This window comes from Azospirillum fermentarium (assembly GCF_025961205.1).
Classification (GTDB): Bacteria; Pseudomonadota; Alphaproteobacteria; order Azospirillales; family Azospirillaceae; genus Azospirillum; species Azospirillum fermentarium.
In genome coordinates this window covers 1,793,880-1,817,709 of the sequence record NZ_JAOQNH010000001.1, presented here as the reverse complement: position 1 = coordinate 1,817,709, position 23,830 = coordinate 1,793,880, and the positions used below count along the sequence as shown (strand labels likewise).

The 23,830-nt window shown below is 67.6% G+C and carries 28 protein-coding genes; 4 read left to right on the top strand and 24 right to left on the bottom strand.

Annotated features, from left to right (window positions below; genetic code table 11):
- The first annotated feature begins 15 nt into the window (after positions 1–15).
- Positions 16–996 (top strand): CDF family Co(II)/Ni(II) efflux transporter DmeF, encoded by a 981-nt coding sequence (gene dmeF, locus M2352_RS08720; protein WP_264664105.1) that lies wholly within the window; start codon positions 16–18, stop codon positions 994–996.
- On the opposite strand, the gene M2352_RS08715 is transcribed toward dmeF, so the two are convergent.
- Positions 997–3,303, bottom strand: coding sequence for a PAS domain-containing sensor histidine kinase (locus M2352_RS08715; RefSeq protein ID WP_264664104.1), 2,307 nt, complete (start codon positions 3,301–3,303; stop codon positions 997–999).
- A gap of 142 nt (positions 3,304–3,445) precedes the next feature.
- Here M2352_RS08715 and M2352_RS08710 point away from each other — a divergent pair, with 142 nt between their 5' ends.
- Positions 3,446–3,871, top strand: a complete 426-nt coding sequence (locus tag M2352_RS08710) for a YqaA family protein (protein WP_264664103.1) — start codon at positions 3,446–3,448, stop codon at positions 3,869–3,871.
- A 10-nt stretch (positions 3,872–3,881) separates the two neighbouring features.
- On the opposite strand, the gene M2352_RS08705 is transcribed toward M2352_RS08710, so the two are convergent.
- The 7 genes from M2352_RS08705 to M2352_RS08675 all read right to left on the bottom strand — a co-directional run bounded on the left by M2352_RS08705 (position 3,882) and on the right by M2352_RS08675 (position 8,533).
- Entirely contained in the window at positions 3,882–4,388 is a 507-nt protein-coding gene (locus M2352_RS08705; protein WP_264664102.1) for a MerR family transcriptional regulator, read from the bottom strand.
- A gap of 36 nt (positions 4,389–4,424) precedes the next feature.
- Positions 4,425–4,769 carry an integration host factor subunit alpha gene (locus M2352_RS08700; RefSeq protein ID WP_264664101.1) on the bottom strand — a complete coding sequence of 115 codons (345 nt, stop codon included), beginning with the start codon at positions 4,767–4,769 and terminating at the stop codon, positions 4,425–4,427.
- A 109-nt stretch (positions 4,770–4,878) separates the two neighbouring features.
- Complete coding sequence (locus M2352_RS08695; protein WP_319802025.1) at positions 4,879–5,853, bottom strand: beta-ketoacyl-ACP synthase III; 975 nt, start codon at positions 5,851–5,853, stop codon at positions 4,879–4,881.
- 2 nt (positions 5,854–5,855) lie between these two features.
- The gene (plsX, locus tag M2352_RS08690; protein ID WP_264664100.1) at positions 5,856–6,911 is read right to left on the bottom strand and encodes a phosphate acyltransferase PlsX; all 1,056 of its coding nucleotides are present in this window, start codon (positions 6,909–6,911) and stop codon (positions 5,856–5,858) included.
- Positions 6,912–7,017: 106 nt separating this feature from the next.
- Positions 7,018–7,200 carry a 50S ribosomal protein L32 gene (rpmF, locus tag M2352_RS08685; RefSeq protein WP_264664099.1) on the bottom strand — a complete coding sequence of 61 codons (183 nt, stop codon included), beginning with the start codon at positions 7,198–7,200 and terminating at the stop codon, positions 7,018–7,020.
- 105 nt (positions 7,201–7,305) lie between these two features.
- On the bottom strand, positions 7,306–7,884 hold the full coding sequence (locus M2352_RS08680; protein WP_264664098.1) for a YceD family protein: 579 nt from the start codon (positions 7,882–7,884) through the stop codon (positions 7,306–7,308).
- A gap of 88 nt (positions 7,885–7,972) precedes the next feature.
- On the bottom strand, positions 7,973–8,533 hold the full coding sequence (locus M2352_RS08675) for a ubiquinol-cytochrome C chaperone family protein (protein WP_264664097.1): 561 nt from the start codon (positions 8,531–8,533) through the stop codon (positions 7,973–7,975).
- 141 nt (positions 8,534–8,674) lie between these two features.
- Between M2352_RS08675 and M2352_RS08670 the strand changes: the two genes are divergently transcribed.
- Entirely contained in the window at positions 8,675–9,142 is a 468-nt protein-coding gene (locus M2352_RS08670; RefSeq protein ID WP_264664096.1) for an outer membrane protein assembly factor BamE, read from the top strand.
- A 91-nt stretch (positions 9,143–9,233) separates the two neighbouring features.
- On the opposite strand, the gene M2352_RS08665 is transcribed toward M2352_RS08670, so the two are convergent.
- The 11 genes from M2352_RS08665 to rpiB all read right to left on the bottom strand — a co-directional run bounded on the left by M2352_RS08665 (position 9,234) and on the right by rpiB (position 19,529).
- Positions 9,234–11,348 carry a sodium-translocating pyrophosphatase gene (locus M2352_RS08665; protein ID WP_264664095.1) on the bottom strand — a complete coding sequence of 705 codons (2,115 nt, stop codon included), beginning with the start codon at positions 11,346–11,348 and terminating at the stop codon, positions 9,234–9,236.
- Positions 11,349–11,533: 185 nt separating this feature from the next.
- On the bottom strand, positions 11,534–11,995 hold the full coding sequence (locus tag M2352_RS08660; protein ID WP_264664094.1) for a hypothetical protein: 462 nt from the start codon (positions 11,993–11,995) through the stop codon (positions 11,534–11,536).
- 69 nt (positions 11,996–12,064) lie between these two features.
- The gene (gene thiL / locus M2352_RS08655; protein ID WP_264664093.1) at positions 12,065–13,069 is read right to left on the bottom strand and encodes a thiamine-phosphate kinase; all 1,005 of its coding nucleotides are present in this window, start codon (positions 13,067–13,069) and stop codon (positions 12,065–12,067) included.
- Positions 13,062–13,628 carry a transcription antitermination factor NusB gene (gene nusB / locus M2352_RS08650; protein WP_264664092.1) on the bottom strand — a complete coding sequence of 189 codons (567 nt, stop codon included), beginning with the start codon at positions 13,626–13,628 and terminating at the stop codon, positions 13,062–13,064. The genes thiL and nusB overlap by 8 nt, the downstream gene beginning before the upstream one ends.
- A 54-nt stretch (positions 13,629–13,682) precedes the next feature.
- Positions 13,683–14,147, bottom strand: a complete 465-nt coding sequence (locus tag M2352_RS08645; protein ID WP_264664091.1) for a 6,7-dimethyl-8-ribityllumazine synthase — start codon at positions 14,145–14,147, stop codon at positions 13,683–13,685.
- A 35-nt stretch (positions 14,148–14,182) separates the two neighbouring features.
- Positions 14,183–15,325 carry a 3,4-dihydroxy-2-butanone-4-phosphate synthase gene (gene ribB, locus M2352_RS08640; protein ID WP_264664090.1) on the bottom strand — a complete coding sequence of 381 codons (1,143 nt, stop codon included), beginning with the start codon at positions 15,323–15,325 and terminating at the stop codon, positions 14,183–14,185.
- The gene (locus tag M2352_RS08635) at positions 15,322–15,909 is read right to left on the bottom strand and encodes a riboflavin synthase (RefSeq protein ID WP_264664089.1); all 588 of its coding nucleotides are present in this window, start codon (positions 15,907–15,909) and stop codon (positions 15,322–15,324) included. Before M2352_RS08635 ends, ribB begins: the two co-directional genes overlap by 4 nt.
- Positions 15,910–16,106: 197 nt before the next feature.
- A complete protein-coding gene (gene ribD / locus M2352_RS08630; RefSeq protein ID WP_264664088.1) occupies positions 16,107–17,234 on the bottom strand; it encodes a bifunctional diaminohydroxyphosphoribosylaminopyrimidine deaminase/5-amino-6-(5-phosphoribosylamino)uracil reductase RibD in 1,128 nt (375 codons plus the stop codon).
- A 5-nt stretch (positions 17,235–17,239) separates the two neighbouring features.
- Complete coding sequence (gene nrdR / locus M2352_RS08625) at positions 17,240–17,704, bottom strand: transcriptional regulator NrdR (protein WP_264664087.1); 465 nt, start codon at positions 17,702–17,704, stop codon at positions 17,240–17,242.
- 65 nt (positions 17,705–17,769) lie between these two features.
- Entirely contained in the window at positions 17,770–19,059 is a 1,290-nt protein-coding gene (gene glyA / locus M2352_RS08620) for a serine hydroxymethyltransferase (RefSeq protein WP_264664086.1), read from the bottom strand.
- Between the two features lie 32 nt (positions 19,060–19,091).
- Entirely contained in the window at positions 19,092–19,529 is a 438-nt protein-coding gene (rpiB, locus tag M2352_RS08615) for a ribose 5-phosphate isomerase B (RefSeq protein WP_264664085.1), read from the bottom strand.
- Between the two features lie 620 nt (positions 19,530–20,149).
- On the opposite strand from rpiB, the gene M2352_RS08610 reads away from it, so the two are divergent.
- Positions 20,150–20,587: a MucR family transcriptional regulator gene (locus tag M2352_RS08610; RefSeq protein WP_264664084.1), complete on the top strand. Its 438-nt coding sequence runs from the start codon at positions 20,150–20,152 to the stop codon at positions 20,585–20,587.
- A gap of 211 nt (positions 20,588–20,798) precedes the next feature.
- Here the strand turns inward: M2352_RS08610 and M2352_RS08605 are convergent, their stop codons facing one another.
- From M2352_RS08605 to M2352_RS08585, 5 genes are all read right to left on the bottom strand, one after another.
- Entirely contained in the window at positions 20,799–21,155 is a 357-nt protein-coding gene (locus M2352_RS08605; RefSeq protein ID WP_264664083.1) for a hypothetical protein, read from the bottom strand.
- A 63-nt stretch (positions 21,156–21,218) separates the two neighbouring features.
- Positions 21,219–21,416: a DUF6898 family protein gene (locus M2352_RS08600; RefSeq protein ID WP_264664082.1), complete on the bottom strand. Its 198-nt coding sequence runs from the start codon at positions 21,414–21,416 to the stop codon at positions 21,219–21,221.
- A gap of 66 nt (positions 21,417–21,482) precedes the next feature.
- Positions 21,483–22,367: an S-methyl-5'-thioadenosine phosphorylase gene (locus M2352_RS08595; RefSeq protein WP_264664081.1), complete on the bottom strand. Its 885-nt coding sequence runs from the start codon at positions 22,365–22,367 to the stop codon at positions 21,483–21,485.
- 93 nt (positions 22,368–22,460) lie between these two features.
- Positions 22,461–23,267 carry a rhomboid family intramembrane serine protease gene (locus M2352_RS08590; RefSeq protein ID WP_264664080.1) on the bottom strand — a complete coding sequence of 269 codons (807 nt, stop codon included), beginning with the start codon at positions 23,265–23,267 and terminating at the stop codon, positions 22,461–22,463.
- A gap of 135 nt (positions 23,268–23,402) precedes the next feature.
- A complete protein-coding gene (locus M2352_RS08585) occupies positions 23,403–23,825 on the bottom strand; it encodes a hypothetical protein (protein ID WP_264664079.1) in 423 nt (140 codons plus the stop codon).
- Positions 23,826–23,830 lie beyond the last annotated feature (5 nt).

Below are 23,830 nucleotides of genomic sequence, written 5' to 3'. Positions count from 1 at the left end.
GCCGGAGCCATCGCCATGCACACCCAGTCCCTCGCCCCCTGGACCCACGACCACAGCTTCGGCCAGGACGCCCGGCGCCCGGCGGAACGGCGGGCGTTTCTGGTCATGGTGGTCACCGCCGTGATGATGGTGGGGGAAATCGTGGCCGGGATGGCCTTCGGCTCCATGGCATTGCTGGCCGACGGCATCCATATGGCGACCCACGCGGGCGCGCTGGCGCTGACCGCCTTTGCCTATGCCTATGCCCGCACCCGTGCCAACGACCGGCGGTTCAGCTTCGGCACCGGCAAGGTGAACGCGCTGGCGGGCTTCACCAACGCCGTGCTGCTGGCGGCGGTGGCGCTGTTCATGGCGGTGGAATCGGTGGAGCGGCTGCTCGATCCCCGCCCCATCGACTTCGGCCCGGCCATCGCCATCGCCGTGCTGGGGCTGGCGGTCAATCTGGTCTGCGCCTTCCTGCTGACCGGCGGGCACGAGCATGGCCATCACGGCCACCACGCGCACCACGATCACCATGGGCACGACCATCACGCCCATCACCATCACGGGCATGAGGAGGATGCGAACCTCAAGGCGGCGGTGATGCATGTCATCGCCGACGCCCTGACCTCGGTCCTGGCGATCGTGGCCCTGCTGGCCGGGCTGTATCTGGGGTGGAACTGGCTCGACCCGGTGATGGGCGTGCTGGGGGCGGTGCTGGTGGGGCGCTGGGCCTATGGGCTGATCGGCGGATCGGCGCGGGTGCTCCTGGACTTCCAGGCCCCGCCCGACACCGCCGACAGCGTGCGGGCCGCACTGGAAGCCGATGGCGACACGCGGGTCGCCGACCTGCACATCTGGTCGGTGGGGCCGGGGGTCTACACGCTGGTGGCCTCGGTCGTCGCCCACGCCCCCCAGCCGCCGGAGGCGTACAAGGCCCGTCTGCCCCACAGCCTGTCCATCGTCCACCCGGTCATCGAAGTGCGGCAATGCACGGGGGGCGCATGCGGCGCCTGATTACCCCGCCGGAATGCAGCGGGGAAAGCGCAGGGTAAAGGCCGTGCCCTGCCCCGGCGCGCTGTGCAGCGCGATCCGCCCCCGCAGGGTTCTGGTTGCGATATTGTAGATGATATTCAACCCCAGCCCGCTGCCCCCCGCCCCGCGGTTGGTGGTGAAGAAGGGTTCGAACACCTTGTCCTGCAGCTCCGCCGGGATGCCGCGGCCGTCGTCGGCGTAGCGCAGGGTCACCTCCTCCTCCTCCTCGCTGCCGGTGACGGCGATGGACAGGTGCCCGGTCTGCCCCGGCTGGTAACCGTGGATCAGCGAATTCATGATGAAATTGGTCAGGATCTGGCTGAGCGCGCCGGGATAGCTGTCCAGCACCAGATCGGGCGGGCACTCCACGGTGATGGCGTGGCTGGCCCGCTTCAGCCGGACGCTGAGGCTGCGCAGCACCTCCTGGATATAGTCGGCCAGATGGAAGACGCGGCGCTCCTCGCTGGCCTGATCCACCGCCATCTGCTTGAAGCTTTGGATCAGTTGGGCCGCCCGGTCGATGTTCAGCATCATGAGCTGCGTCGCCTCCTCCGCCGTTTCAAGATACTCGGCGAAATCGGGACGGCGGAGCTGGTTGACGGCAAAGGCGCGGCGGATGGCATCGGTGCGTTCGGCCAGCAGCGAGGCGCCGGTCAATGCGATGCCGATGGGCGTGTTGATCTCGTGCGCCACCCCGGCCACCAGCGACCCCAGCGCCGCCATTTTTTCCGACTGGATCAGATGGGCCTGCGCTTCCTTCAGGCTTTTCAGCGCCTGTTCCGCCTGTTCTCTGGCGATGCGGGCGGTATCCTCCGCACGGATGCGTTCGGTGATGTCGGTGTGGGAACCGATCAGCTTGACCGTCTGTCCACCGTCGTCCGCCACCTTGATCGAGCGGGAATAAAGATAGACCGTGTGTCCCCCCCGATGGCGGTAGCGCTGGATGAGCTGGCAATCCTCGATCAGCCCGGCGGCGAAATCGGCGGCGGCGCGCAACGACACGTCGCGGTCTTCCGGCAGGATGAGCTCGGCCCAGCGTTCGATGCTGTTGACCGCCTCGTCCTCGCCATAGCCCAGCAGCGACCACCATTGGGGGGAGAACCACACCTCCCCGCTTTTCAGATCCCATTGGGAAATGCCGTCGCGGGCGGCGCGGATGGCCTGTTCGAACAGGGCACGGCTGTCGCGCAGTTCCCGCTCCGCCCGCTTGTGGCTGGTGATGTCGGTGCAGGTGATGACGCACCCGCCGTCGGGAAGACCGCGGGCCACGGTTTCCATCACCAGCCCGCCGCCGCCCGCCGGTTCGAACACCCGCGGCGCCCCATCGCCCCCGCCCTGCCCCAGCAGGCCCAGCACATCGGGGGCGGCAAAGCGCCCGGCCCCCGTCACCTGTTCCGCCAGGCGCGGCAGGGCCATGCGGAACGCCACATCCGCCCGCGACAGACCCAGCAGGTCCAGCGCCCGCCCGTTCCACGCCGTCAGCCGGCGGTCACGGTCGAAGGCCAGCACCCCCTGACTCAAGCCTTCCAGCACCGCCTGGGACAATTTCCACTGGGCGGCCAGATCCTTTTCCATGCGGCGGCGTTCGGTCAGGTCGGTGACGCAGACCAGCACCGCCGCTTCGCCGCAATAGAGCAGTTGGCGGGCCGACAGCATCACCCACGCCTCGCGCCCGCCGCGGCTGCGCACCTGGGTCTCGAATCCGTCGAACTGCCCGCCCCCTTCCTTCAGCCGGGCGATCAGCCGGGACCGCTCGTCGGGGTCGGAATAGAACTCCCACGTGGTCACCCGCCCCACCGCCTCGGCCAGGGGGATGCCGAACATGGCCGCCGCCGGCTGGTTGCCGGCCAGGACCAGCCCATCCGACACCCGCGACACCACCAACGGAAAGGCGATCGCCTCCATGATGGCGCTTTGCGCCGTTTCCAGCGCCGGCCCATGCCGGTGGTTGGGATCGGTGCAGAACGCCGACGTGCACAGGGCGCCCGCGGGCAGCGGCACCGCCGTCAGCAGCGTTTCCCCCCCTTCCCCGCGGGCCAGCGACAGGGCAGCGCTGCCGGTGGCCATGGCCGCACCGTAAAGGACGGCGGTTTCCCCCGCCGTCAGCGCCGCCAGCACATCGGGGGCGGCCATGGCCCGCGCCCGGTCCTGGTCCACCGCGCCCAGAACGTCGCCCAGGGGCATGCCGGCGCGCACGGCCCCGCCGCACCCCAGCACCCCCCCGAAATCCGGGTTTGCCCAGACCAGACAGCCATCGCCATCGAAGCGGGCCAATCCGGCAAACGCCATGCGTTCGTTCCTTTCCCTGCCGCCCGGCGCCGAAAGGCGCGGTGCTTAACCATTGCAGTGTTAGAAAGATCACCATCACCCCACAATGCTTCGTGTGGGCATGGCTCAAAAAAATCTCATGAGATAATGAGGACCGATCATCATGGCCGACGCAGCCGCCTATGCCGGGCTGTTCCTTCTATCCTTCGTGGCGGCAACCCTGCTGCCGGCGCAATCGGAAATCGCCTTGGGCACCCTTCATCACACGGGCGGCTATCCGGCGGTGCCGCTCCTGCTGGCGGCCACGGGCGGCAACGTCCTGGGATCTCTGATGAATTGGTGGCTGGGCCGGTATCTGCTGCATTTCCAGAACCGGCGCTGGTTCCCCGTCGGCCCCGCACAGATGGAACGGGCGACCCGCTGGTTCCAGCGGTTCGGGGTGTGGTCGCTGCTGCTGGCGTGGCTGCCCGTGGTGGGCGACCCGCTGACGCTGGTGGCCGGCGTTCTGCGGGTGCCGCTGCCGTGGTTTCTGCTGCTGGTGACGGCGGGCAAGGCCGCCCGCTACGCCGTGATCCTGAGTGCCGTGTGACGCGGAACGGTCAGCGCAGCGACGTCATGAGCAGCTTCATGGCCTTCAGCTCGGCCAGCAGCGCCTCCAGCTCCTCCCGCACGTCGGGGGCGATGGCCGGCTGGGGCGGGGCCGAGCGCACCGGCTCGATGAACACGGGGTCCGGCGGCGCTTCCACCGGCAGCTCCGCGGAAAAATCGTCAAGCACCAAAGCGTTCGCGTCCACGGTATCCTCTTGCGAATCCACGCTGTCCACCTCCCCGCCGGTCAGGGACAGAAGCCCGGCCCGGTGTTCGCGCAGCAGCCGCTGAACACCGCGGATGGTATAGCCTTCCTTATACAGCAAGCGCTGGATGACCCGCAAAAGCGCCACATCCTCGGGGCGGTAATAGCGCCGCCCGCCCCCGCGTTTCAACGGGCGGATCTGTGGGAAACGGGTTTCCCAGAACCGCAGCACGTGCTGCGGCACATCCAGGTCGGTGGCGACCTCGCTGATCGTGCGGAAAGCCGTGGCCGATTTTACCTGACTGGAACGCATGAACCGGATCCGGCTCCTCGTGCCCATGGCACCGGGTTACACCGGCGCTTTGGATTCGGTGGCGATGGACTCGGGGTCCACGTCGGCCAGCCCTTCGTTGATGCGGTGCTTCAGCACATGGCTGGCACGGAACACCAGGACGCGGCGTGGGAGAATCGGAACCTCCTCCCCCGTCTTGGGATTGCGCCCGACGCGCTCGCCCTTTTGCCGGACCTGAAAACTGCCGAAGGACGAGATCTTGACCATTTCCCCGCGTGCCAGGGCATCGGCCACTTCATCCAGAACGGATTCGACAAGATCCGCGGATTCGTTGCGCGACAGCCCTACCTCTTGGTAGACGGCTTCGCTCAATTGGGCGCGGGTAACAGTGTTATCGACCATCGGACTCCTCCCCCGAGAAGCATGAGAGGAACGGTAATGTGCTCCGATAAGCCCGTCAATTCAAAAGGTTGCGGCGCGCGGCGTGCGACAGTCCGTCACCGCACGCTGCCTACCAGCGGATCAGCGCCGCCCCCCAGGTCAGGCCGCCGCCGATGGCTTCCATCAGCACCAGATCGCCGCGCCTGATTCGCCCGTCGGCGACCGCTTCGGCCAGCGCCAGCGGAATGGACGCCGCCGACGTGTTGCCGTGGCGGTCCACGGTCAGCACCACCTTGTCCGCCGCCAGCTTCAGCTTGCGCCCGATGCCGTCGATGATGCGGCGGTTGGCCTGATGCGGCACCAGCCAGTCGATGTCGGCCGGGGTCAGGCCGTTGGCGGTCAGCGCCTCGTCCACCACCTCCGACAGTTTGGTGACGGCGTGGCGGAAGATTTCCTGGCCGTGCATGCGCACATGGCCGACCGTGCCGGTGGACGACGGGCCGCCGTTCACATAGAGCAGGTCATAGAACCGCCCGTCGGAATGCAGGTGGGTGGACAGCACGCCGGCATCGGCGGACGTGCCTTCGTTCTCCACCGCTTCCAGCACCACCGCCCCGGCACCGTCGCCGAACAGAACGCAGGTGGTGCGGTCCTCCCAATCCAGGATGCGGGAGAAGGTTTCCGCCCCGATCACCAGCGCCCGGCGGGCCTGGCCGTTGCGGATGAAGTTGTCGGCCACCGACAGGGCATAGATGAAGCCGGCGCACACCGCCTGCACATCCATGGCAAAGCCGCGGGTCATGCCCAGCGCGGCCTGCACCTTGGTCGCGGTGGACGGAAAGGTGTTGTCGGGCGTGGTGGTGGCGAGAATCAGGCAATCGATGCTTCCGGCATCGACCCCGGCATGCTCCAGCGCGGCGCGCGCCGCGTGAACGGCAAGGTCGGAGGTCAATTCGCCGTCGGCGGCCAGATGGCGCGAACGGATGCCGGTACGCTGGACGATCCAGTCGTCCGAGGTCTCGACACGCTCGGCCAGTTCCACGTTGGACACCGCCCGTTCCGGCAGGTACGACCCGCAGCCGGCGATTCGAGAGCGTATCATCATCGTCAAACCGCCGCCGCTTTGCTGTCGGGAAGATCCGGGCCACCCGCCGACAGCCGCGACATCTCTTGCCCGATGGTTTCGTTGAAACCGTTGATCGCCAGATTGGCGGCCACGCCGATGGCGTTGGCGAAGCCCAGCGCGTCGGTGCCGCCGTGGCTTTTGACACAAATCCCGCGCAAACCGAGGAACATCGCCCCGTTGTAGCGCCGGGGGTCCGTGCGCGCCTTCAGCTTCTTGAAGGCGGAACGGGCCAGCAGATAGCCGATGCGGGCCATCAGCGACGATTCGAAGGTGCGGCGCAGGAATTCGGTGAACAGCTTGGCGGTGCCTTCCGCCGTCTTCAGCGCCACGTTGCCGGTGAAACCGTCGGTGACGATCACGTCCGTGGTGCCGGCGCCGATATCGGTGCCCTCGACGAAGCCGTGGAAGCGGCCGGGCAAGGTCATCTCGCGCAGCCGCTGGGCGGCGTTGCGGACGGTGTCGTTGCCCTTCACCTCTTCCGACCCGATGTTCAGGATGCCGATGCTCGGTTCCGGCAGGCCCAGCACCGTGCGGGCGAACACCGCCCCCATCAGCGCGAACTGGACCAGATTGTCGGGCGAGCATTCGGTGTTGGCACCCAGATCCAGCATCACGCTTTCCCCGCGCAAGGTGGGGAAGAACGACGCGATGGCCGGGCGGTCGATGCCCGGCAGGGTCTTGAGCACGAACTTGGCCATGGCCATCAGCGCACCGGTGTTGCCCGCCGACACCACGCAGGCGGCGCGGCCGTCGGCAACGGCGTCGATGGCCAGCCGCATGCTGGACCGCCGGCCGGCACGCAAGGCCACCGAAGGCTTGGCATCGCCGGCCACGGCGTCCTCGGTGTGGATCACCTCGGTCACGGCGGCCAGGGCGGGATGCTTGGCAAGCAACGGCCCGATCCGCGCGGAATCGCCGACCAGCAGAAAACGCACGTCAGGATGGCGTTCCCGTGCGATGTCCGCACCGGCAATCACCATGTCGGGTGCGTGGTCTCCGCCCATGGCATCAAGGGCGATGATCAAGCGCTGGCTCACCGCAAGCAAGCTCCCTCAACTCGAGAACCCGGCCCCTCGGTTCGAACGGGCCGGGCAAGCCGGCCCCCCGAGGCCGGATGGGCCGGGCGAGCCGGCCGTACCGTCATCACGCCGCGGTGCTCTTGACCACTTCGCGCTTGTCGTAGGAGCCGCAGCTGCCGCAGACGTGGTGCGGGCGCTTCAGCTCGCCGCAGCTCGGGCACTCATGATAAGAGGCCGACGACAGGGCGTGGTGGGAACGCCGCATGTTGCGGCGGGACTTGGAGGTCTTCTTCTTAGGAACGGCCATGACCCTACACTCTCTTCATTGGAAAGGGCGGCCCAGAAACCGGGCCGCCCGATGCGAGCGGCATTCAATAAACCAATGCCCTGTTCAGAGCAAGCAAGAACCCATTCAGTTGGGCTTCTTCAGTTGACGCAATGCCGCAAAGGGGTTGGGGCGCTGTTCCGGCACCTCTTCCTCCTCCTCCTCGGGCTCATCAATGGTTTCGAACTCGATCCCCGCCGCGTGAGGGTAGGGATCAAGCCCCAGTGACAAATATTGCGCCGTCAGTTCTCCGATATCGATTCGGTTGTTGTGCATCGGTTCGGGAATATCTTCGTCCAGGGCGTCGGGGTCGATATCGATCTCGTCCAGATCGTCCGGCACCAAGTCCTCGGGCGCGAACACCGCCTCGAACGTTTCGCTGACGTGGGCGGGGACGGGCTCCAGACTGACGACGCAGGTCTGCACCACGTCGGCCTCCAGCGTGCCCGACACGCGAATCATGGTGCCGCGCACCCGGCGCAGCCGCACGGTAGCGGTCAGGGAGCCGATGGATTCCAGCTCCAGCCGCCGGGCCAGCGCCACCCGCTCCGCCTCGGTCGGTTCGATGGTCTGCACCATCTCCCCCCGCTGAACGGTGTCGGCGTTGACCATGCGGGAGAATTCCGGGCGGGGGAATTCCGGTGCCGGTTCGGTGTGTTGTGTCATGCTGCGGCCCTTCCGCCGTTCTCGTTCCCGGTGTTGCACAAAGAGATAGCACGCTTCGCCCCGGCGGCGACTCCGATCCGCGGGGGCATCAGCCCCGCACCGGCGGCGGGGCCAGGGTAAAGCGGGCGGCCATCAGCGCGTCCACGTCCTGGGCCGCCAGATGCGCCGCCTGATCCCGCACATAGGCGGCCAGGGACGCCACCGCAACGGGATCGGAGTCGGCGACGGTGCCATAGACGTTGTTGTCCAGCGCCGCTTCCAATGCGGCGTTGCCGCCGGCGGCCAGCGCCCGGTCGTACGCCTGGAGCCGCCCGGCCATGCCGCGGACCATGCGCTTGACCCGCTTGCCCACGCCCGTGTCGCCGGCCCCCAGTTCGCGCAGGCTGTGGTCCATGTCGGCCACCATCACCTCGAACACCTGTTGGGAGAAGGCTTCCGCCGCCACCCCCTGTCCTTTCAGCCGGTGCATCAGCAAGAAGACGTGCAGCGCCACCATGTCGAACCGCCCGTCGATGGTGTCGGGCACCCCCCAGCCGCGGAAGAATTCCGGGTGGCGGGCCTGGACCACCAGGCAGGAAAAGGCGTCGAAGGCGGGACGGCGGTCCCGGCCACGCCCCGGCAGCAGGCGGGCGAGCAGACGAGCGAACACGAGTCGGGTGCCCCATATCAGGAGTCGTTGACAGAACGAACCGCAGGGTGCCAATGTCCCTGAAGCCGTCCAGCGGTCAAAGGCCGGGGCGCCCATGGGTGCGGCGCCGTCCGTCCTTGCCGGTCATCCTAGCCGAGCACCATGACAAGATCGACTCTTCCGAAGCTGCTTGCCCTGTCCCTGCTGGGGATCGGTGCGTCTGCCTGCTCCCCCACGGTCGCCACCCGCGGCCATATGGTGGAGGCCGACCGTCTGGCCGAGATCCATGCCGGCAGCAGCCGGCGGGAGGATGTCGCCTCCGTCCTCGGCACCCCCACCGCCGTCGGCACCTTCGACGGCTCCGTGTGGTACTACATCGGGCAGAAGACGGAAAAGACCGCCTTCTTCCAGCCCGAGGTGGTGGAACGGCAGGTGGTCGTCGTCCACTTCGACCCGCAGGGCGTGGTGTCGGACCTGAAGACACTCGACAAATCCGCCGGCCAGGACATCGACATCGTGGAGCGCTCCACCCCCACCCACGGCCGCGAAATGACCTTCATGGAGCAGATGATCGGCAACGTGGGCCGTTTCTCCGCCAAGGACAGCAAGGGCAAGGGTCCGGGGAGCTGACCACCCCTCCCCCTTCTTTCCCCGCGCAGCAGACAAAAAGAACCCCGGCAGGTCACCCTGCCGGGGTTTTCGTTTGCACAGACGCCCCGGCTCAGCCCAGCGAGTGGAGAATCGCCAGCAGCAGGATCGCCACGATGTTGATGATCTTGATCATCGGGTTGACCGCCGGGCCGGCGGTGTCCTTGTACGGGTCGCCGACGGTATCGCCGGTCACCGCGGCCTTATGGGCGTCGGAGCCCTTGCCGCCGTGGTTGCCCTCTTCGATGTACTTCTTGGCGTTGTCCCAGGCGCCGCCGCCCGAGGTCATGGAGATGGCGACGAACACGCCGGTGACGATGGTGCCCAGCAGCATGGCGCCCAGAGCCGAGAAGGCCGCGGATTGCCCGCCGATGGCGCTGATGACCACGTACAGCACCACCGGGGCGAAGACCGGCAGCATGGACGGGATCACCATTTCCTTGATCGCCGCGCGGGTCAGCAGATCGACCGCCCGGCCATAGTCGGGCTTGGCCGTGCCTTCCATGATGCCGGCGATTTCACGGAACTGGCGGCGCACCTCCACCACCACCGAGCCGGCCGCACGGCCCACCGCGGTCATGCCCATGGACCCGAACAGGTACGGCAGCAGACCGCCGACCAGCAGCCCCACCACCACATACGGGTCGTCCAGGCGGAATTCAACCGGCACGTTGGGGAAGTAGTGCTTCAGATCCTGGACATACGCCGCGAACAGCACCAGCGCCGCCAGACCGGCGGAGCCGATGGCATAGCCCTTGGTCACCGCTTTGGTGGTGTTGCCCACGGCGTCCAGCGCGTCGGTGGTTACGCGGATGTCCTTGGGCATTTCCGACATTTCGGCGATGCCGCCGGCGTTGTCGGTCACCGGGCCATAGGCGTCGAGCGCCACCACCATGCCGGCCAGCGCCAGCATGGTCGTCGCCGCCACGCCGATGCCGAACACGCCCGCCTGGTTGAAGGCGATCAGGATGCCGGCGCAGATCACCACCACCGGCAGGGCCGTCGATTCCATCGACACCGCCAGCCCCTGGATGACGTTGGTGCCGTGGCCGGTCTCCGACGCCTTGGCCACGCTGCGGACGGGGCGGAAGACGGTGGAGGTGTAATACTCGGTGATCCACACCAGGAGGCCGGTGACCGCCAGCCCCACCAGGGCGCAGACGAACAGGTTGCCGCCGGTGATCGTCACCGCGGCCCCGCCGGGTGCGGCCATGGGGATCGGCGTCTTGAAGCCGAACATGACCGCCGTGACGATCAGCACCAGCACCAGCGACAGGCCGGCGGCCACGATCAGCCCCTTGTAGAGGGCCGCCATGATGTTGTTGGACGAGCCCAGCTTGACGAAGAAGGTGCCGGCCACCGACGCCGCGATGCACACAGCGCCGATCACCAGCGGGTACATCAGCAGGCTGCGCACCACGTCGCCGGTGAAGAAGATGGCGGCCAGCAGCATGGTGGCGACGATGGTCACCGCATAGGTTTCGAACAGGTCGGCGGCCATGCCGGCGCAGTCGCCCACATTGTCGCCCACGTTGTCGGCGATGACCGCCGGGTTGCGGGGGTCGTCCTCGGGGATCCCGGCTTCGACCTTGCCCACCAGATCGGCGCCCACATCCGCACCCTTGGTGAAGATGCCGCCGCCCAGACGGGCGAAGATGGAGATCAGCGAGGCCCCGAAGCTGAGCGCCACCAGCGCTTCCAGCACCGAGCGCACCTGCGCCGGGTCGGTGACCTTGTAGACCATGGACAGGATGCCGAAATAGCCGCCCACGCCCAGCAGGCCCAGCCCCACCACCAGCATGCCGGTGATGGCCCCGGCCTTGAAGGCGATGTCCAGCGCCCGGTGCAGCCCCTCGGTCGCGGCCTGGGCCGTGCGGACGTTGGCGCGCACCGACACGTTCATGCCGACATAGCCGGCCACGCCCGACAGCACCGCGCCGATCAGGAACCCGATCGCCACGTGCAGGCCGAGAAAGGCACCCAGGATGACAAGGATGACGGCACCGACCACCGCGATGGTCGTGTACTGCCGGTTGAGGTAGGCGCGCGCCCCCTCCTGCACGGCGGCGGCGATTTCCTGCATCCGCGGCGATCCCGCGGACGCGGCCATGACCTGTTTTCCGGCGTATGCGCCATAGGCCAGCGCAAGCAAGCCGCAGGCAATGATGACTAAGAACCCTAGCGCCATCCCATCCCCCTAAAGTAATTATTGTCAACGCGGCAGTTCCGTTGACCTATTTTACGGCCCGCAGTTTCTGCCCGTCGGCCTTTCAGGAAAAAGGATGCCGAACCGGCAGTTCCTTTGCAATATCCGCAAAGGCGAAAGCGGCGCGGCGAATTGGCCTGTTTGGGTCTGGGATACTGACTTATCTGCTACAGATTCCGTTGGGTGACCACCTGAACCAGCACATCATGGACAACATCCTTGCCCAAAACCTTGGCCGCCGCCTCGGTCAGCTTGGTTTTCACCGCCGGGATATTGACGATATTTCCCATCATGATCGAACGATCGTCCACCGCGGCGTACAGCGCGGTGATGAAGGCGTCGATCAATTGGGTCTGGCGCCCGATGGTCTGCGGCTGCTTGGCCGCTTCGATCTCGACGGTGGCGACGATGGTGATGAATTGCTGCACCCGGTTGGCCCCGATCATGGGCACCACGATGGGGCTCACGCGGATATAGGCCGGCGGCCCCGGCGGTGGGGGCGGGGGCGGCGGTTTCGGGGCGGCGTTCTCTTCCTTGGGCACCGTGTACTGGTGATAGAGCCACAGCCCCCCGGCCGCCGCCCCGGCCAGCAGCAACAGGCCGACGATCAGCAGGATGACGATCTTCATGGGCGGTGCCTCGTATGACGCTGCCGGGCGTGGCGCTGCCGGCCCCGGCGGCCGGGCGGAATGGAAAGGTCAGAAGTGCGACCAGCCCGCCGCGGCGAGCGTCATCGGGCACCCCTGCCCGTCCAGAACATGGACCATGCCCGCCGGCCCGTCCAGGGTGCGCCCGATCTCGGTGATGGCGACTCCAGCGGCGGCGGCCAGATCCGCCAGCGCCCCGCGGCATTCCGCAGGCGCGGTGAACAGCAGCTCGTAATCGTCGCCACCGGTCAGCACGGTGGACAGGCGCGCCGGATCCGCCTCCACCACCCGGCGGGCGGCGGGCGACAGCGGCACCCGTGCCGCCTCGATCACCGCGGCACAGCCCGATTCCTCCGCCAGATGCCCCAGATCGGCCACCAGCCCGTCGGACACGTCCAGGCACGACGCCGCCAGCCCGCGAAGCCCCCGCCCCACCGCCAGACGCGGCGACGGGCGGCGCAGCCGGTCCAGCAGCACGGCCCCATCCGCCGCCGCCACGCCGGTCAGCGTGCCGAAGGCCAGCAGCAGCCCCAGGGCGGCATCGCCGATGGTGCCGGTGACGAACACCGGATCGCCCGCCGGGCGGGGTGAACGGCGGGGCAAGGCCATGCCTGCCGGCACCAGCCCCATGGCGGTCAGGCTGAGTGTGACGGGACCGGGTGTGGACACGGAATCGCCCCCGGCCAGCCCGATGCCGGACCATCGCTGCTCCTCCCCCAGCGCCGCGGCGAAGGCGGCGAGCCAGGCTTCCGGCAGGGTCTTGGGCAGGACGGTCACCAGGGTGTAGGCCAGCGGGTCGGCCCCCATGGCGGCCAGATCCGACAGGTTGACCCGCATCAGCTTGGCGGCAATGTCGGCGGGGGCGTCGTCGGGGAAGAAATGGACGCCGGCCACCATGCCGTCGCTGGTCACCACCAGTTCCTGCCCCGGCGGCACGGCAAAGACGGCGGCGTCGTTGATCAGCCCCAGCGAGCCGGGGAACGACGCCGCCAGCGGCTTGAAATAACGGTCGATTCGGCGGAATTCCCCCGCGGCATGGGGGGCCGGGTCAGCCACCCTGCTTCGGGGACGAGGCCGGCACCGGCTGCGCCATTTCGTCGGCGCGCAGCGTGCGGGCCACGGTGTCCAGCACGCCGTTCACCATCCCCGGCTCCCGCCCGGCAAAGAAGGCGTGGGCCACGTCCACATACTCGCTGATGATGATGCGCGGGTGCAGGTCGGCGTGGGCGAACAGCTCGTAGCCGCCGGCCCGCAGGATGGCGCGCAGCAGCAGCTCCAGCCGGTCCAGCGGATAGCGGGCGTCCAGCGCGGCGCTGACCACCCCGTCCACCTCGGTGCCGCGGAAGGTGACGCCGCGCACGATGTCGGCGAAAAGCTGGGGATCGCCGGCCACATAGCGGTCGCCGTCAACCTCATGCCCCAGGCGGTGGGCGACGAATTCGCCGATCACCGATTCGGCCCCGGCGCCCGACAGGTCGATCTGGTACAGGGCCTGGACCGCGGCCAGCCGGGCCGCCTTGCGACGCGCCTTGGCCGAGCCGCCTCCGGTCCGGTTGGCACCCTTGCGGGGGCCGCGCTTGGCAGGCGGGGAGGATGGCGCGTCGTGGTTGCTCATGGTCCAATCAACACTGTCGGTCAGAGAAAAGAAGAAAGCCCGCAACCACGGCTGTCACCGCGGGTACAGGCGGAATTGGCGCTTGAGGTCGATCATGTCAAGGCAGGCCCGCGCCGCGTGGCCGCCCCGGTTGCGGTTGCCGACGGCAGCACGGATCCAGGCCTGTTCCCGGTTCTCGACCGTCAGGATACCGTTGCCCAGCGCCAGCGTGTAGCGCAGGGCGACATCCTGCACCCCCCGCATGCTCTCGGCGCACAGCACGTCATACTGCGTCGTCTCACCCCGGATCACACAGCCCAGCGCCACATAGCCGTCGAAGCGCCGCCGGGCGGTGTAATAATCCATCGAACGCACGGCGTAAAGGATTGCGGCGGGAATTTCCAGAACTCCCGGCACCGGCACCCGCTGGTACGTGGCCCCGGACCGGTGCAGTTCCCCCACCGCCCCGCGGGCCAGTTCCTCGGCGAGGTCGTCGTGGAAGCGGGCCTCCACCACCATGATATGCGGAACATCGGTCATGGAGGCTCGCCTTACACCTTATCTATGTGGTCCCATCAATCCCCGGCGCCCTCGGCCCGGCCCGGCAGCGGGATGGCGCGGTGGCCGGTGACGGTCAGGCCATAGCCTTCCAGGCTGATGATGGAGCGCTTGCGGTTGGACAGCAGAGTCATCTTCCGCACGCCGAGGTCCAGAAGAATCTGCGCGCCGACACCGTAATCGCGCAGCTCCGGCGCCCCGCCGCTCACCCCCTCCAACCGCGCCTTGGCCTGGGCCGACAGGCTGGTGGGCAGGGGTTCGCGCAGCAGCACGATGACGCCGCGGCCCTCGCGGGCGATCAGTTCCATGCTGGCCTGCAGCTCGCCGTCGCGCCCCTGGGAGCGGTCGCCCAGCACGTCGTCGAGCACCGACAGCGCGTGCATGCGCACCAGCACCGGCTCGTCGCCCGAGATATCGCCGCGGACCAGCGCGATGTGTTCGGCGTACGCCACCTTGTTGGTGTAGACGTACATCTGGAACCGCCCGCCGTGGGCGCTGTCCAGCGTGCCGGCCAGCCGCTGTTCGACGATGGTTTCGGTGCGGCGGCGGTAGGCGATCAGGTCGGCGATGGTGCCCACCTTCAGCCCGTGGAACTGGGCGAATGTCACCAGATCCGGCAGCCGGGCCATAGTGCCGTCGTCGTTCATGATCTCGCAGATCACGCCCGCCGGGGAATGGCCGGCCAGCCGGGCGATGTCCACCGAGGCTTCCGTGTGGCCGGCGCGGACCAGCACGCCGCCGTCGCGGGCCAGCAGCGGGAAGATGTGGCCCGGTGTCGCGATGTCCTGCGGCCCCGCCGTGGGGTCGATGGCCACCGCGATGGTGCGGGCGCGGTCGGCGGCGGAAATGCCGGTGGTCACCCCCTCCCGCGCCTCGATGGACACGGTAAAGGCGGTCTGGTGGCGCGACGCGTTCTGCTGCGCCATCAGCGGCAGGTTCAGCGCCTCGATCCGGTCGCGGTCCATGGCCAGGCAGATCAGGCCGCGGCCGTACTTCGCCATGAAGTTGACGGCCTCGGTCGTCGCCGCCTGGGCGGGGATCACGAGGTCGCCCTCGTTTTCGCGGTCTTCGTCATCCACCAGGATGAACATGCGGCCCTGGCGGGCCTCCTCCAGGATTTCCTCCGTGGAGGCGAGATAGGCGTGGTGTTCCGAGGTCATTCCTGCCCCACAAGACGGGCCACATAACGGGCCAGCATATCGACTTCCAGGTTAACCCGGTCGCCGGGCTTCAGATCGCCGAAGGTGGTGGCGGTCTGGGTGTGGGGGATGATGTTGATGCCGAAGCGCGCGCCGTCAACCTCGTTGACGGTCAGCGACACGCCGTCCAGCGCCACCGACCCCTTGGACGCCACGTATTTCTCCAGCCCCGCCGGGACCTCGAACGTCAGGCGCAGGGACTCGCCGTCGGGGCGCACCTCCGCCACCGTGGCCACACCGTCCACATGGCCGTAGACCAGATGCCCGCCCAACTCGTCGCCCAGCTTGAGCGAGCGTTCCAGATTGACCCGCGTGCCGGCGGCCCAGCCCCCCAGCGTGGTCTTGGACAGGGTTTCGGCGGACGCCTGCACGGCGAACCAGCCCGGCCCCTTTTCCACCACGGTCAGGCAGACGCCGTTGTTGGCGATGGACGCGCCGATGGGCACGGCGTCCATGTCAAAGGCCGTCTCGATGGTGAAGCGCGTGTCGCCCTGCTTCTCGACGGAACGGACGCGGCCGATGTCGGTGATGATTCCTGTGAACATGGTTCGCCAATCTGACAGTTCTTGAAACGGACGAAAAACGTCCATCAAAACCGATGGGAAAACAAGGATTAACCGATCATGCCCGGCACGGCAACGGTCATGCCGCCCGCACCCCGTGTGAATTCGGGAGAATTCCCTTGCACCAGCCGGGAAAACTCTCCCCTCCCCTTCTCTCCCTTTCCCGCCCCGGGAGATCCCTACAGCCGTTGCCGGGTGTAGCTTTCCACCACGTCGTCGCCGGCCCGGCGGATGCCGGTGCGGGCAAACCCGCGGGCATCGGCCAAGCGGTCCACACCGAAGGGCGCCACCGCCGGCAGCCCGTCGCCGCCGATGATGCGCGAGGCGCGGAACCACTCCAGACGGTCCACCAGATCGGCGCGCAACGCCGAGGCGGCCAGCCGTGCCCCCCCTTCCAGCAGCACCCGCGTGATGCCGTGACCGGCCAGGACGGCAGCGGCCTGCACCATGTCGGGCATGCCGGCGGCGTCGGGAGGCACCGGCAGCACCTCCACCCCGCAATCGCGGAAGACCTTGAGCCGCACCGATTCCGCATCCGACCGCGTGACGATCCAGGTGGGCACCCGCCGGGCGCCGCGCACCAGGCGGGATGTCAGCGGCAGCCGCAGCCGGCTGTCCACCACCACCCGCACGGGCGAGCGGTGGTCCAGCCCCGGCAGGCGGCAGGTCAGTTCGGGATCGTCGGCCAGCGCGGTGCCGATGCCGACCATGATGGCGTCGTGGCGCGCCCGCAGCCCGTGGCCCCAGTGGCGCGCCGTCTCGCCGGTGATCCATTGCGACTCGCCGCCGTGGGTGGCGATGCGCCCGTCCAGCGTGGTGGCGAGCTTCAGGGTGAACAGGGGCCGGTCGTGCAGGATGCGGTTGAAGAAGCCGCGGTTGACCTCGTACGCCTCGTCCGCGCACAGGCCGGTTTCCACCACCACCCCGGCGTCGGCCAGCCGGCGCAGGCCGTTGCCGGCCACCCGCGGGTCGGGGTCGCCGCAGGCCACCACCACCCGCGCCACCCCGGCGGCGACCAGCGCGTCGGCGCACGGCGGCGTCTTGCCGTGATGGCTGCAGGGTTCCAGGGTGACATAGGCGGTGGCCCCGCGGGCGTCCTCGCCGGCCCGCCGCAAGGCTTCGGTCTCGGCATGGGGACGGCCGCCGGGCTGGGTCCAGCCACGGCCGACCACCTGCCCGTCACGGACCAGAACACACCCCACCGCCGGGTTGGGCCACACGGCCCCCAGCCCCCGTTCGGCCAGGGCCAGGGCCGCCAGCATGTGGCGGCGGTCCTGGGCGGAGAAGGCGGAGGGCGGCGTGGTCATGGGGATCAATCGTTGGTGGGTTCCGGGGCCAGCTGGTCCACGAACTGGTGGAAGTCCGCCGCCTCGCGGAAATCCTTGTAGACCGAGGCGTAGCGGATGTAGGCCACGGGATCGAGGGTCTGGAGGGTGATCATCACCATCTCCCCGATCTGCTTGGAGGGAATTTCGCTTTCCCCCGACGATTCAAGCTGGCGGACCAGGCTGTTGATGACCCGCTCCAGCCGGTCGGCGTCCACCGGGCGCTTGCGCAGGGCGATCCGCATGGACCGCAGCAGCTTGTCGCGGTCGAACGGCTCGCGCGCACCGGTGCTCTTGACCACGGTCAGTTCACGCAACTGCACCCGTTCGAACGTGGTGAAGCGCGCCCCGCAGCCGGGGCAGAAGCGCCGCCGCCGGATGGCCGAGCTGTCCTCGGTCGGGCGGGAGTCCTTGACCTGGGTGTCTTCGTTGCCGCAGAACGGACAGCGCATTCCAACCCCTCACTTTCATCGGGCCGGCACCCCGATGGCGTCGGGATGCCGGTCCTTACCTCAACTCACAGCGTCGGATAGATGGGGAAGCGCTGGCACAGGCCCCGCACCTTTTCCCGCACCGCCTGCTCCACCGCCGTGTTGTCGCCCGAGTTGCTGGCGGCCAGACCGTCCAGCGTTTCCACGATCATGCGGCCCACCTGCTCGAATTCGGCGACGCCGAACCCGCGGGTGGTGGCCGCCGGGCTGCCCAGACGCACGCCGGACGTGACCATCGGCTTCTGCGGGTCGAACGGCACGCCGTTCTTGTTGCAGGTCATGCCGGCGTGCTCCAGGCTGGCTTCCGCCGCCTTGCCGGTCAGGTTCTTCGGGCGCAGGTCCACCAGCACGATGTGGCTGTCGGTGCCGCCCGACACGATGTCCAGGCCGCCGTCGATCAGCACGCGGGCCAGCGCGCGGGCGTTGTCCAGGGTGGCCTGGGCGTACTGCTTGAAGTCCGGGCGCAGCGCTTCGGCGAAGGCCACCGCCTTGGCGGCGATGACGTGCATCAGCGGGCCGCCCTGCAGGCCGGGGAACACCGCCGAATTGATCTTCTTGGCGATCTCTTCGCTGTTGGTCAGCACCATGCCGCCACGGGGCCCGCGCAGGGTCTTGTGGGTGGTGGTGGTCACCACGTCGGCATAGGGCAGCGGGTTGGGATAGGCGCCGCCGGCGATCAGCCCGGCATAGTGGGCCATATCGACCATGAAGTACGCCCCCACCTCGTCGGCGATGGCGCGGAAGCGTTCATAGTCGAGAACGCGGGGATAGGCCGAACCGCCGGCGATGATCAGCTTGGGCTTGTGCTCGCGGGCCAGCGCCTCGACCTGTTCGAAATCGATCCGGTGGTCGTCGCGGCGCACGCCGTACTGCACGGCCTTGAACCACTTGCCCGACAGGTTGGGGGCGGCACCGTGGGTCAGGTGGCCGCCGGCGGCCAGCGACATGCCCAGCACGGTGTCGCCGGGCTGGAGCAGCGCCAGCAGCACCGCCTGGTTGGCCTGCGACCCGGAATTGGGCTGGACGTTGGCGAACGACGCGCCGAACAGGGCGCAGGCGCGGTCGATGGCCAGCTTTTCCGCCACGTCCACGAATTCGCAGCCGCCGTAATAGCGCTTGCCGGGATAGCCCTCGGCGTACTTGTTGGTCAGGACCGAGCCCTGAGCCTCCAGCACGGCGGTGGAGACGATGTTTTCCGAGGCGATCAGCTCGATCTGGTCCTGCTGGCGCAGCAACTCGTCGCGCATGGCGCGGGCGAGTTCGGGATCGGTCTCGGCCAGGGAGGCGGTGAAGAAGGTGGGGTTGAGGGCGGTCATCGGTGGCGGCTCCTGGAGATACGAAACGGTCCTCAGCCCAGCTTGGCGACGCGGCGCTCGTGGCGCTCGCCGCCGGCAAAGGCGGTTGCGAGGAAGACACTGAGGCAGTCACGGGCCACCTCCGGCCCCGTCACCCGCGCGCCCAGCACCAGAACGTTGGCGTCGTTGTGCTCGCGCGACAGCCGGGCGGAGGTGACGTCGCCGCACAGCGCCGCGCGGATGTGGCGGTGCCGGTTGGCGGCGATGCTGATACCGATGCCCGAGCCGCAGATCAAGACGCCGCGTTCGGCCTTGCCATCCCGAATCGCGGCGGCGACGGCATCGGCGTAATCGGGGTAATCCACGGATTCCGGCCCATGGGTGCCCAGATCGGCGACGGCATAGCCCTGTGCGGCCAGCCAGTCCTTCAGCTCGGCCTTCAGGGCGGTGCCGGCGTGGTCGGACGCCAGGGCAACGGTCTTCTCGCTCATCTCGCTCTTACTCCAGACTCATCACAACGAAAGACGCTCGGGGCTCGTGGGCACAGGCAGGCACGGGGGGCACCGGTTTCTTCGGCGCAACGGCCGTATACGCCGGAAAAGTGGCCGCAGACTACCAGATGTCGCCCCCGTTCACCAGTTCGACACACATTCCCTACACGGGAACCACGGCGGCGGGCACCCCACGCAGGCGCAGACCAGCCCCGCAGAGCTGCAGCAAAGCCGCCGAAGCACCCGCAAAACACCGTGTTGCACCGCGAGAAAAACCCATCAGGGAAACCACGGCCGCCTCCATCCCGCGGCGTGTGAAAATAGCGGGCCGGTTATACGAAATAGGATCACGACGATTCGCCGTTCAAGCCGTTTTCCGGTAATTACCGCTGCCGTGCAGGCCGCAGAAGCCGTGTCACCGGCCACTACTGAGGCATTATCCCTCCGTTACGAGGAGACACCCCGTACCATATTGAGAAACGTCTGATTTGCCGATGACGCCTTAGTTCTGGTCAGAATAATCAATATATCTGGAGCCCCATAGAAATTTTATTGACACTAAAATCACGGTATGCAATTTGGTTCAGACTGCCAAAACGAAAAACCCAGGACACTAGGCAATGAGTGACCAGCTCCGCCCCGATGTCGCCGACAACGCGCTGCTGCGCATGACGGCCGATATCGTTTCGGCCTATGTCAGCAAAAACGTGCTGCCGGCCCAGCAGATTCCCGAGGTTATTGTCACGGTGTTTTCGTCGTTGACCGGGTTGAGCGCTGCGCCGCGTGAAGTGTCTCCCGAACCGCTGAAACCGGCGGTTCCGATCCGTAAATCGGTGACGCCCGAATATATTGTCTGCCTGGAAGACGGGAAGAAGCTGAAGATGCTCAAGCGTCATCTTCGCTCGACCTACAACATGTCTCCCGACGAATACCGTGCCCGCTGGGGTCTGCCGGCGGATTACCCGATGGTGGCGCCCAATTACGCCGCGCAGCGGTCGGAATTCGCCAAGCGCATCGGCCTGGGCCGCAGCTCCGGGCGCTCGGGGCGTGACGATTAAGGCACCGCCTACGTTTCCGGCTGTCCATCGCGCCGGATTTGCCACTGAAAGATGATAGCCGGCGGGACCGGAACAAGCAGCACGGTCCCATAAGCCGCCACCATCAAAAAGGGCCGCCCTCTCTGCCGGGGCGGCCCTTTTGATTCGCACACCTATTATATGGGAGGCGGCGTCTTATATGGGAGGCGGCGTCCGGCGCCGCCCCCGCACCTCAACCGCAGGTGCGGCTGCCCGACAGACGGCAGTTGAAACGGTCCACGTTCCGGCTCAGCTCCTGGCCGGCGTTCTGATGCTCGTTGGACAGGCACTGCAGATAGGCCATGGAGCGGTCCACATAGTCGCGCACTTCCCCCTGGCACTGCGTCATGCGGTCGGCGTTGGTGAAGGTGGCCGCGTCGTTCATGCACGCCGGCATGCCGGGCTTGGCACACGCCGGTGAAGCCATGGATGCAGCCCCCCCGGGGGCCGCCCCGCCCACCAGATTGGTGGGGGACGACAGGCTTCCCGCCGCCGCCGGCAGAACCTGGGCCAGGGACACAACAACCAGTGCGAAGACCGTTCGACGCATCGCGTTCTTCCTTGATTTCAGTCTTGATGCCTTGACCGGAACCGAAATGAGAGGGTCCGCCGGTCAGCGGGGCTTGGCCCCGGCCTGTTTCTGGAGCACATAGCGCAGCTTGTTGATGGCGGTGCGGCGCAGCATCTCCTGCCCCCCGGTGGCGGGGCCGACAACCGACACCTCGGTTCCGGTTACCGGGTCGATCGCCACCGCCTTCATGTAGGTGCCGATGCGGTGAAACTCCATCAGCACTTCGCCATCCTTGCTCATAGCACCCACCATCCCTCCTGAGGGTTCCAGCTTATCCCAACGCCCTCGGGATCGGAACGTTTCCCTTCAGCCCAGCACCCGCCCGGCCACCGCGTCCAGCTTGGCGATCATGGCCGGGTCGCGCTTGTCGGGGGCGGTGATGAGGGCGTTGTCCAGGGCGTGGTGGCATCCCTTCTCGCATGCCGCGGTGCGCCGGCCGATCGTGGGCGCCAGCCCCTTGACCACGCCGCGGGCCTTTTCCGCGTTGCCCAGCAGCACCGTGATGATGGCGTCCACGGTCACGTCGTCGTGGTCGGGGTGCCAGCAATCGTAATCGGTGACCATGGCGACGGTGGCGTAGCACATCTCCGCCTCGCGGGCCAATTTCGCCTCGGGCATGTTGGTCATGCCGATGACGTCGCAGCCCCAGGACCGGTAGAGGTTGGATTCGGCCAGGGTGGAGAACTGCGGCCCCTCCATCACCAGATAGGTGCCGCCGCGCTGGTACGCGATGCCCTGGTCCTTCAGCACCTCTTCCACCCGGTCGCCCAGGCGCGCGCAGACGGGACGGCCCAGCGCCACATGCGCCACCAGCCCGGTGCCGAAGAACGACTTCGTGCGGGCGAAGGTGCGGTCGATGAACTGGTCGGCGATGACGAAGGTGCCGGGGGCCAGATGCTCCTTCAGCGAGCCGACCGCCGAGACGGACAGGATCTCGGTCACCCCCAGCCGCTTCAGCGCGTCGATGTTGGCGCGGTAGTTGACCTCCGACGGGGGGATACGGTGGCCGCGCCCGTGGCGGGGCAGGAACACCAGCTTCTGCCCGCCCAGCACGCCGGTCAGCAACTGGTCCGACGGCTCGCCGAAGGGTGAGTCCACCGTGACCCACGCGGTGTCGGTCAGCCCGTCGATGTCGTACACGCCGCTGCCGCCGATCACGCCCAGAACGGGGGGGGTGCCGGGTTCCGTCATCGTCTCTGCCTTTCACGTCGAAAAAGGGGGCGCCGGGCGCCGTTCGTGGGCCGCAGTGTTCCAGCTTGGGCGTCCGGGTGCAAGCGGTTGCGGCTACAGCGTCCAGATCAGCAGCGCCACGATCCCCAGATAGACCGCCGCCTTTCCCGCCGCCCGCCGGGGGCCGTGGGGGCCGAAGAAATCGGGCACGATCCGCTGGAGCCGCGGGAACGGCACCGGGGGATAGGCGCCGGGCGGATGGAACAGCGGCACCCCCGCCCGCCGCATCACCGTGACCAGCGCCATGCCGGCGGCGAATCCGCCCAGATGCGCCCACCACGCCACATCGTCCACCGCGGCGCCGTGGGGACGCAGCAGCACCATCGCCACGTTGGCCGCCAGATCCCCGCCCACCAGGACCGAGGCCGGCAACAGCACCGGAATGCGCAGGAACAGCAACACCAGGATACGCGCGTGGGGGTGCAGCAGCAGATAGGCCCCCATCACCCCCGATATGGCGCCGCTGGCCCCCACCAACGGGCGCAGCGGCTCCACCGTCATGGCCCCTTCGGCCAGCGCCCCGGCGGCGGCGCACAGAAAGAAGAACAGCAGGTAGCGCCCATGGCCCAGCGCGTCCTCCACATTGTCGCCGAAGATCCACAGCGCCACCATGTTGGTCACGATGTGGATGGGGTCGGCGTGGATGAACACATGGCCCGCCAGCCCCAGCAGCCCATCCCCCAAGGACATCAGCCCCGGCATCTCGGGCGTGCCGAACAGATAGGCGGGCAGAAAGGCGTACTTGTCCGGCAGCGGCCCCAGCACGAACGCCACCACGCAGAGCATGATCAGCCCGCGGTTGACATAGGCCACAGGGATATGGCGCAGCGGATTGCCGGCCCCGACCGCCACCCAGACCATGGGCTGCTCCCTCGCCTCCCCGAAAATTGCCGGACCGGTGCGCGCCGCGGCGCAACAGTGGCATCCGTCCTGATATAGGGTCCGGCGGGGAGCGGGAAAATGTTTCCGGCAGCAATGCCCCCGGTGCAGCCCCAATCAGGCCAGAAACACCCGGGGGAACCGGCGCATCACCATTTTGATAAGCGCATCGCCCAGAATCATCACCAGGCCCAGGCCGACGATGCCGGACAGGACCGGCAGGAGCAACAGGTTGAAGAACGCCCACCCCTGCCCGACCGTCACATGTTTCACCATGTACGACCAGAACAGCCATGCCGCGTAGAGGGAGGCGGGAAAGGTCGCAAGGCGGCTGAGGAACAGCAAAATCCGGGCGAAGATCCCGAATTCACCGTCGTTGAACATAGGCCCTCCCCCGCCGCTCGTGCTGGGGAAAGAGGAGGTACGGCTATGGGCCATCTGGGTCTGCATTTCGACCAGCCCGACGAACGTGGTCGGGGTATAATTGCTCCCATGCCGCCTCACGCCATTGATATCGTTGATTTCCTTGTTCGAGTACATCTGCC

What these genes read in the sequence shown, in the direction of transcription:
- M2352_RS08715 (WP_264664104.1), bottom strand. Translation starts at nt 3,303, where the DNA reads ATGGCGTTTGCCGGATTGGCCCGCTTCGATGGCGATGGCTGTCTGGTC.
- M2352_RS08605 (WP_264664083.1), bottom strand. Translation starts at nt 21,155, where the DNA reads ATGCGTCGAACGGTCTTCGCACTGGTTGTTGTGTCCCTGGCCCAGGTT.
- M2352_RS08695 (WP_319802025.1), bottom strand. Translation starts at nt 5,853, where the DNA reads ATGATGATACGCTCTCGAATCGCCGGCTGCGGGTCGTACCTGCCGGAA.
- M2352_RS08645 (WP_264664091.1), bottom strand. Translation starts at nt 14,147, where the DNA reads ATGACCGATGTTCCGCATATCATGGTGGTGGAGGCCCGCTTCCACGAC.
- M2352_RS08700 (WP_264664101.1), bottom strand. Translation starts at nt 4,769, where the DNA reads ATGGTCGATAACACTGTTACCCGCGCCCAATTGAGCGAAGCCGTCTAC.
- nusB (WP_264664092.1), bottom strand. Translation starts at nt 13,628, where the DNA reads ATGAGCAACCACGACGCGCCATCCTCCCCGCCTGCCAAGCGCGGCCCC.
- M2352_RS08610 (WP_264664084.1), top strand. Translation starts at nt 20,150, where the DNA reads ATGAGTGACCAGCTCCGCCCCGATGTCGCCGACAACGCGCTGCTGCGC.
- M2352_RS08710 (WP_264664103.1), top strand. Translation starts at nt 3,446, where the DNA reads ATGGCCGACGCAGCCGCCTATGCCGGGCTGTTCCTTCTATCCTTCGTG.
- M2352_RS08670 (WP_264664096.1), top strand. Translation starts at nt 8,675, where the DNA reads ATGACAAGATCGACTCTTCCGAAGCTGCTTGCCCTGTCCCTGCTGGGG.
- glyA (WP_264664086.1), bottom strand. Translation starts at nt 19,059, where the DNA reads ATGACCGCCCTCAACCCCACCTTCTTCACCGCCTCCCTGGCCGAGACC.
- M2352_RS08590 (WP_264664080.1), bottom strand. Translation starts at nt 23,267, where the DNA reads ATGGTCTGGGTGGCGGTCGGGGCCGGCAATCCGCTGCGCCATATCCCT.
- M2352_RS08705 (WP_264664102.1), bottom strand. Translation starts at nt 4,388, where the DNA reads ATGCGTTCCAGTCAGGTAAAATCGGCCACGGCTTTCCGCACGATCAGC.
- M2352_RS08600 (WP_264664082.1), bottom strand. Translation starts at nt 21,416, where the DNA reads ATGAGCAAGGATGGCGAAGTGCTGATGGAGTTTCACCGCATCGGCACC.
- dmeF (WP_264664105.1), top strand. Translation starts at nt 16, where the DNA reads ATGCACACCCAGTCCCTCGCCCCCTGGACCCACGACCACAGCTTCGGC.
- M2352_RS08660 (WP_264664094.1), bottom strand. Translation starts at nt 11,995, where the DNA reads ATGAAGATCGTCATCCTGCTGATCGTCGGCCTGTTGCTGCTGGCCGGG.
- ribD (WP_264664088.1), bottom strand. Translation starts at nt 17,234, where the DNA reads ATGACCACGCCGCCCTCCGCCTTCTCCGCCCAGGACCGCCGCCACATG.
- rpiB (WP_264664085.1), bottom strand. Translation starts at nt 19,529, where the DNA reads ATGAGCGAGAAGACCGTTGCCCTGGCGTCCGACCACGCCGGCACCGCC.
- M2352_RS08595 (WP_264664081.1), bottom strand. Translation starts at nt 22,367, where the DNA reads ATGACGGAACCCGGCACCCCCCCCGTTCTGGGCGTGATCGGCGGCAGC.
- rpmF (WP_264664099.1), bottom strand. Translation starts at nt 7,200, where the DNA reads ATGGCCGTTCCTAAGAAGAAGACCTCCAAGTCCCGCCGCAACATGCGG.
- M2352_RS08585 (WP_264664079.1), bottom strand. Translation starts at nt 23,825, where the DNA reads ATGTACTCGAACAAGGAAATCAACGATATCAATGGCGTGAGGCGGCAT.
- nrdR (WP_264664087.1), bottom strand. Translation starts at nt 17,704, where the DNA reads ATGCGCTGTCCGTTCTGCGGCAACGAAGACACCCAGGTCAAGGACTCC.
- ribB (WP_264664090.1), bottom strand. Translation starts at nt 15,325, where the DNA reads ATGACCTCGGAACACCACGCCTATCTCGCCTCCACGGAGGAAATCCTG.
- M2352_RS08680 (WP_264664098.1), bottom strand. Translation starts at nt 7,884, where the DNA reads ATGACACAACACACCGAACCGGCACCGGAATTCCCCCGCCCGGAATTC.
- M2352_RS08635 (WP_264664089.1), bottom strand. Translation starts at nt 15,909, where the DNA reads ATGTTCACAGGAATCATCACCGACATCGGCCGCGTCCGTTCCGTCGAG.
- M2352_RS08665 (WP_264664095.1), bottom strand. Translation starts at nt 11,348, where the DNA reads ATGGCGCTAGGGTTCTTAGTCATCATTGCCTGCGGCTTGCTTGCGCTG.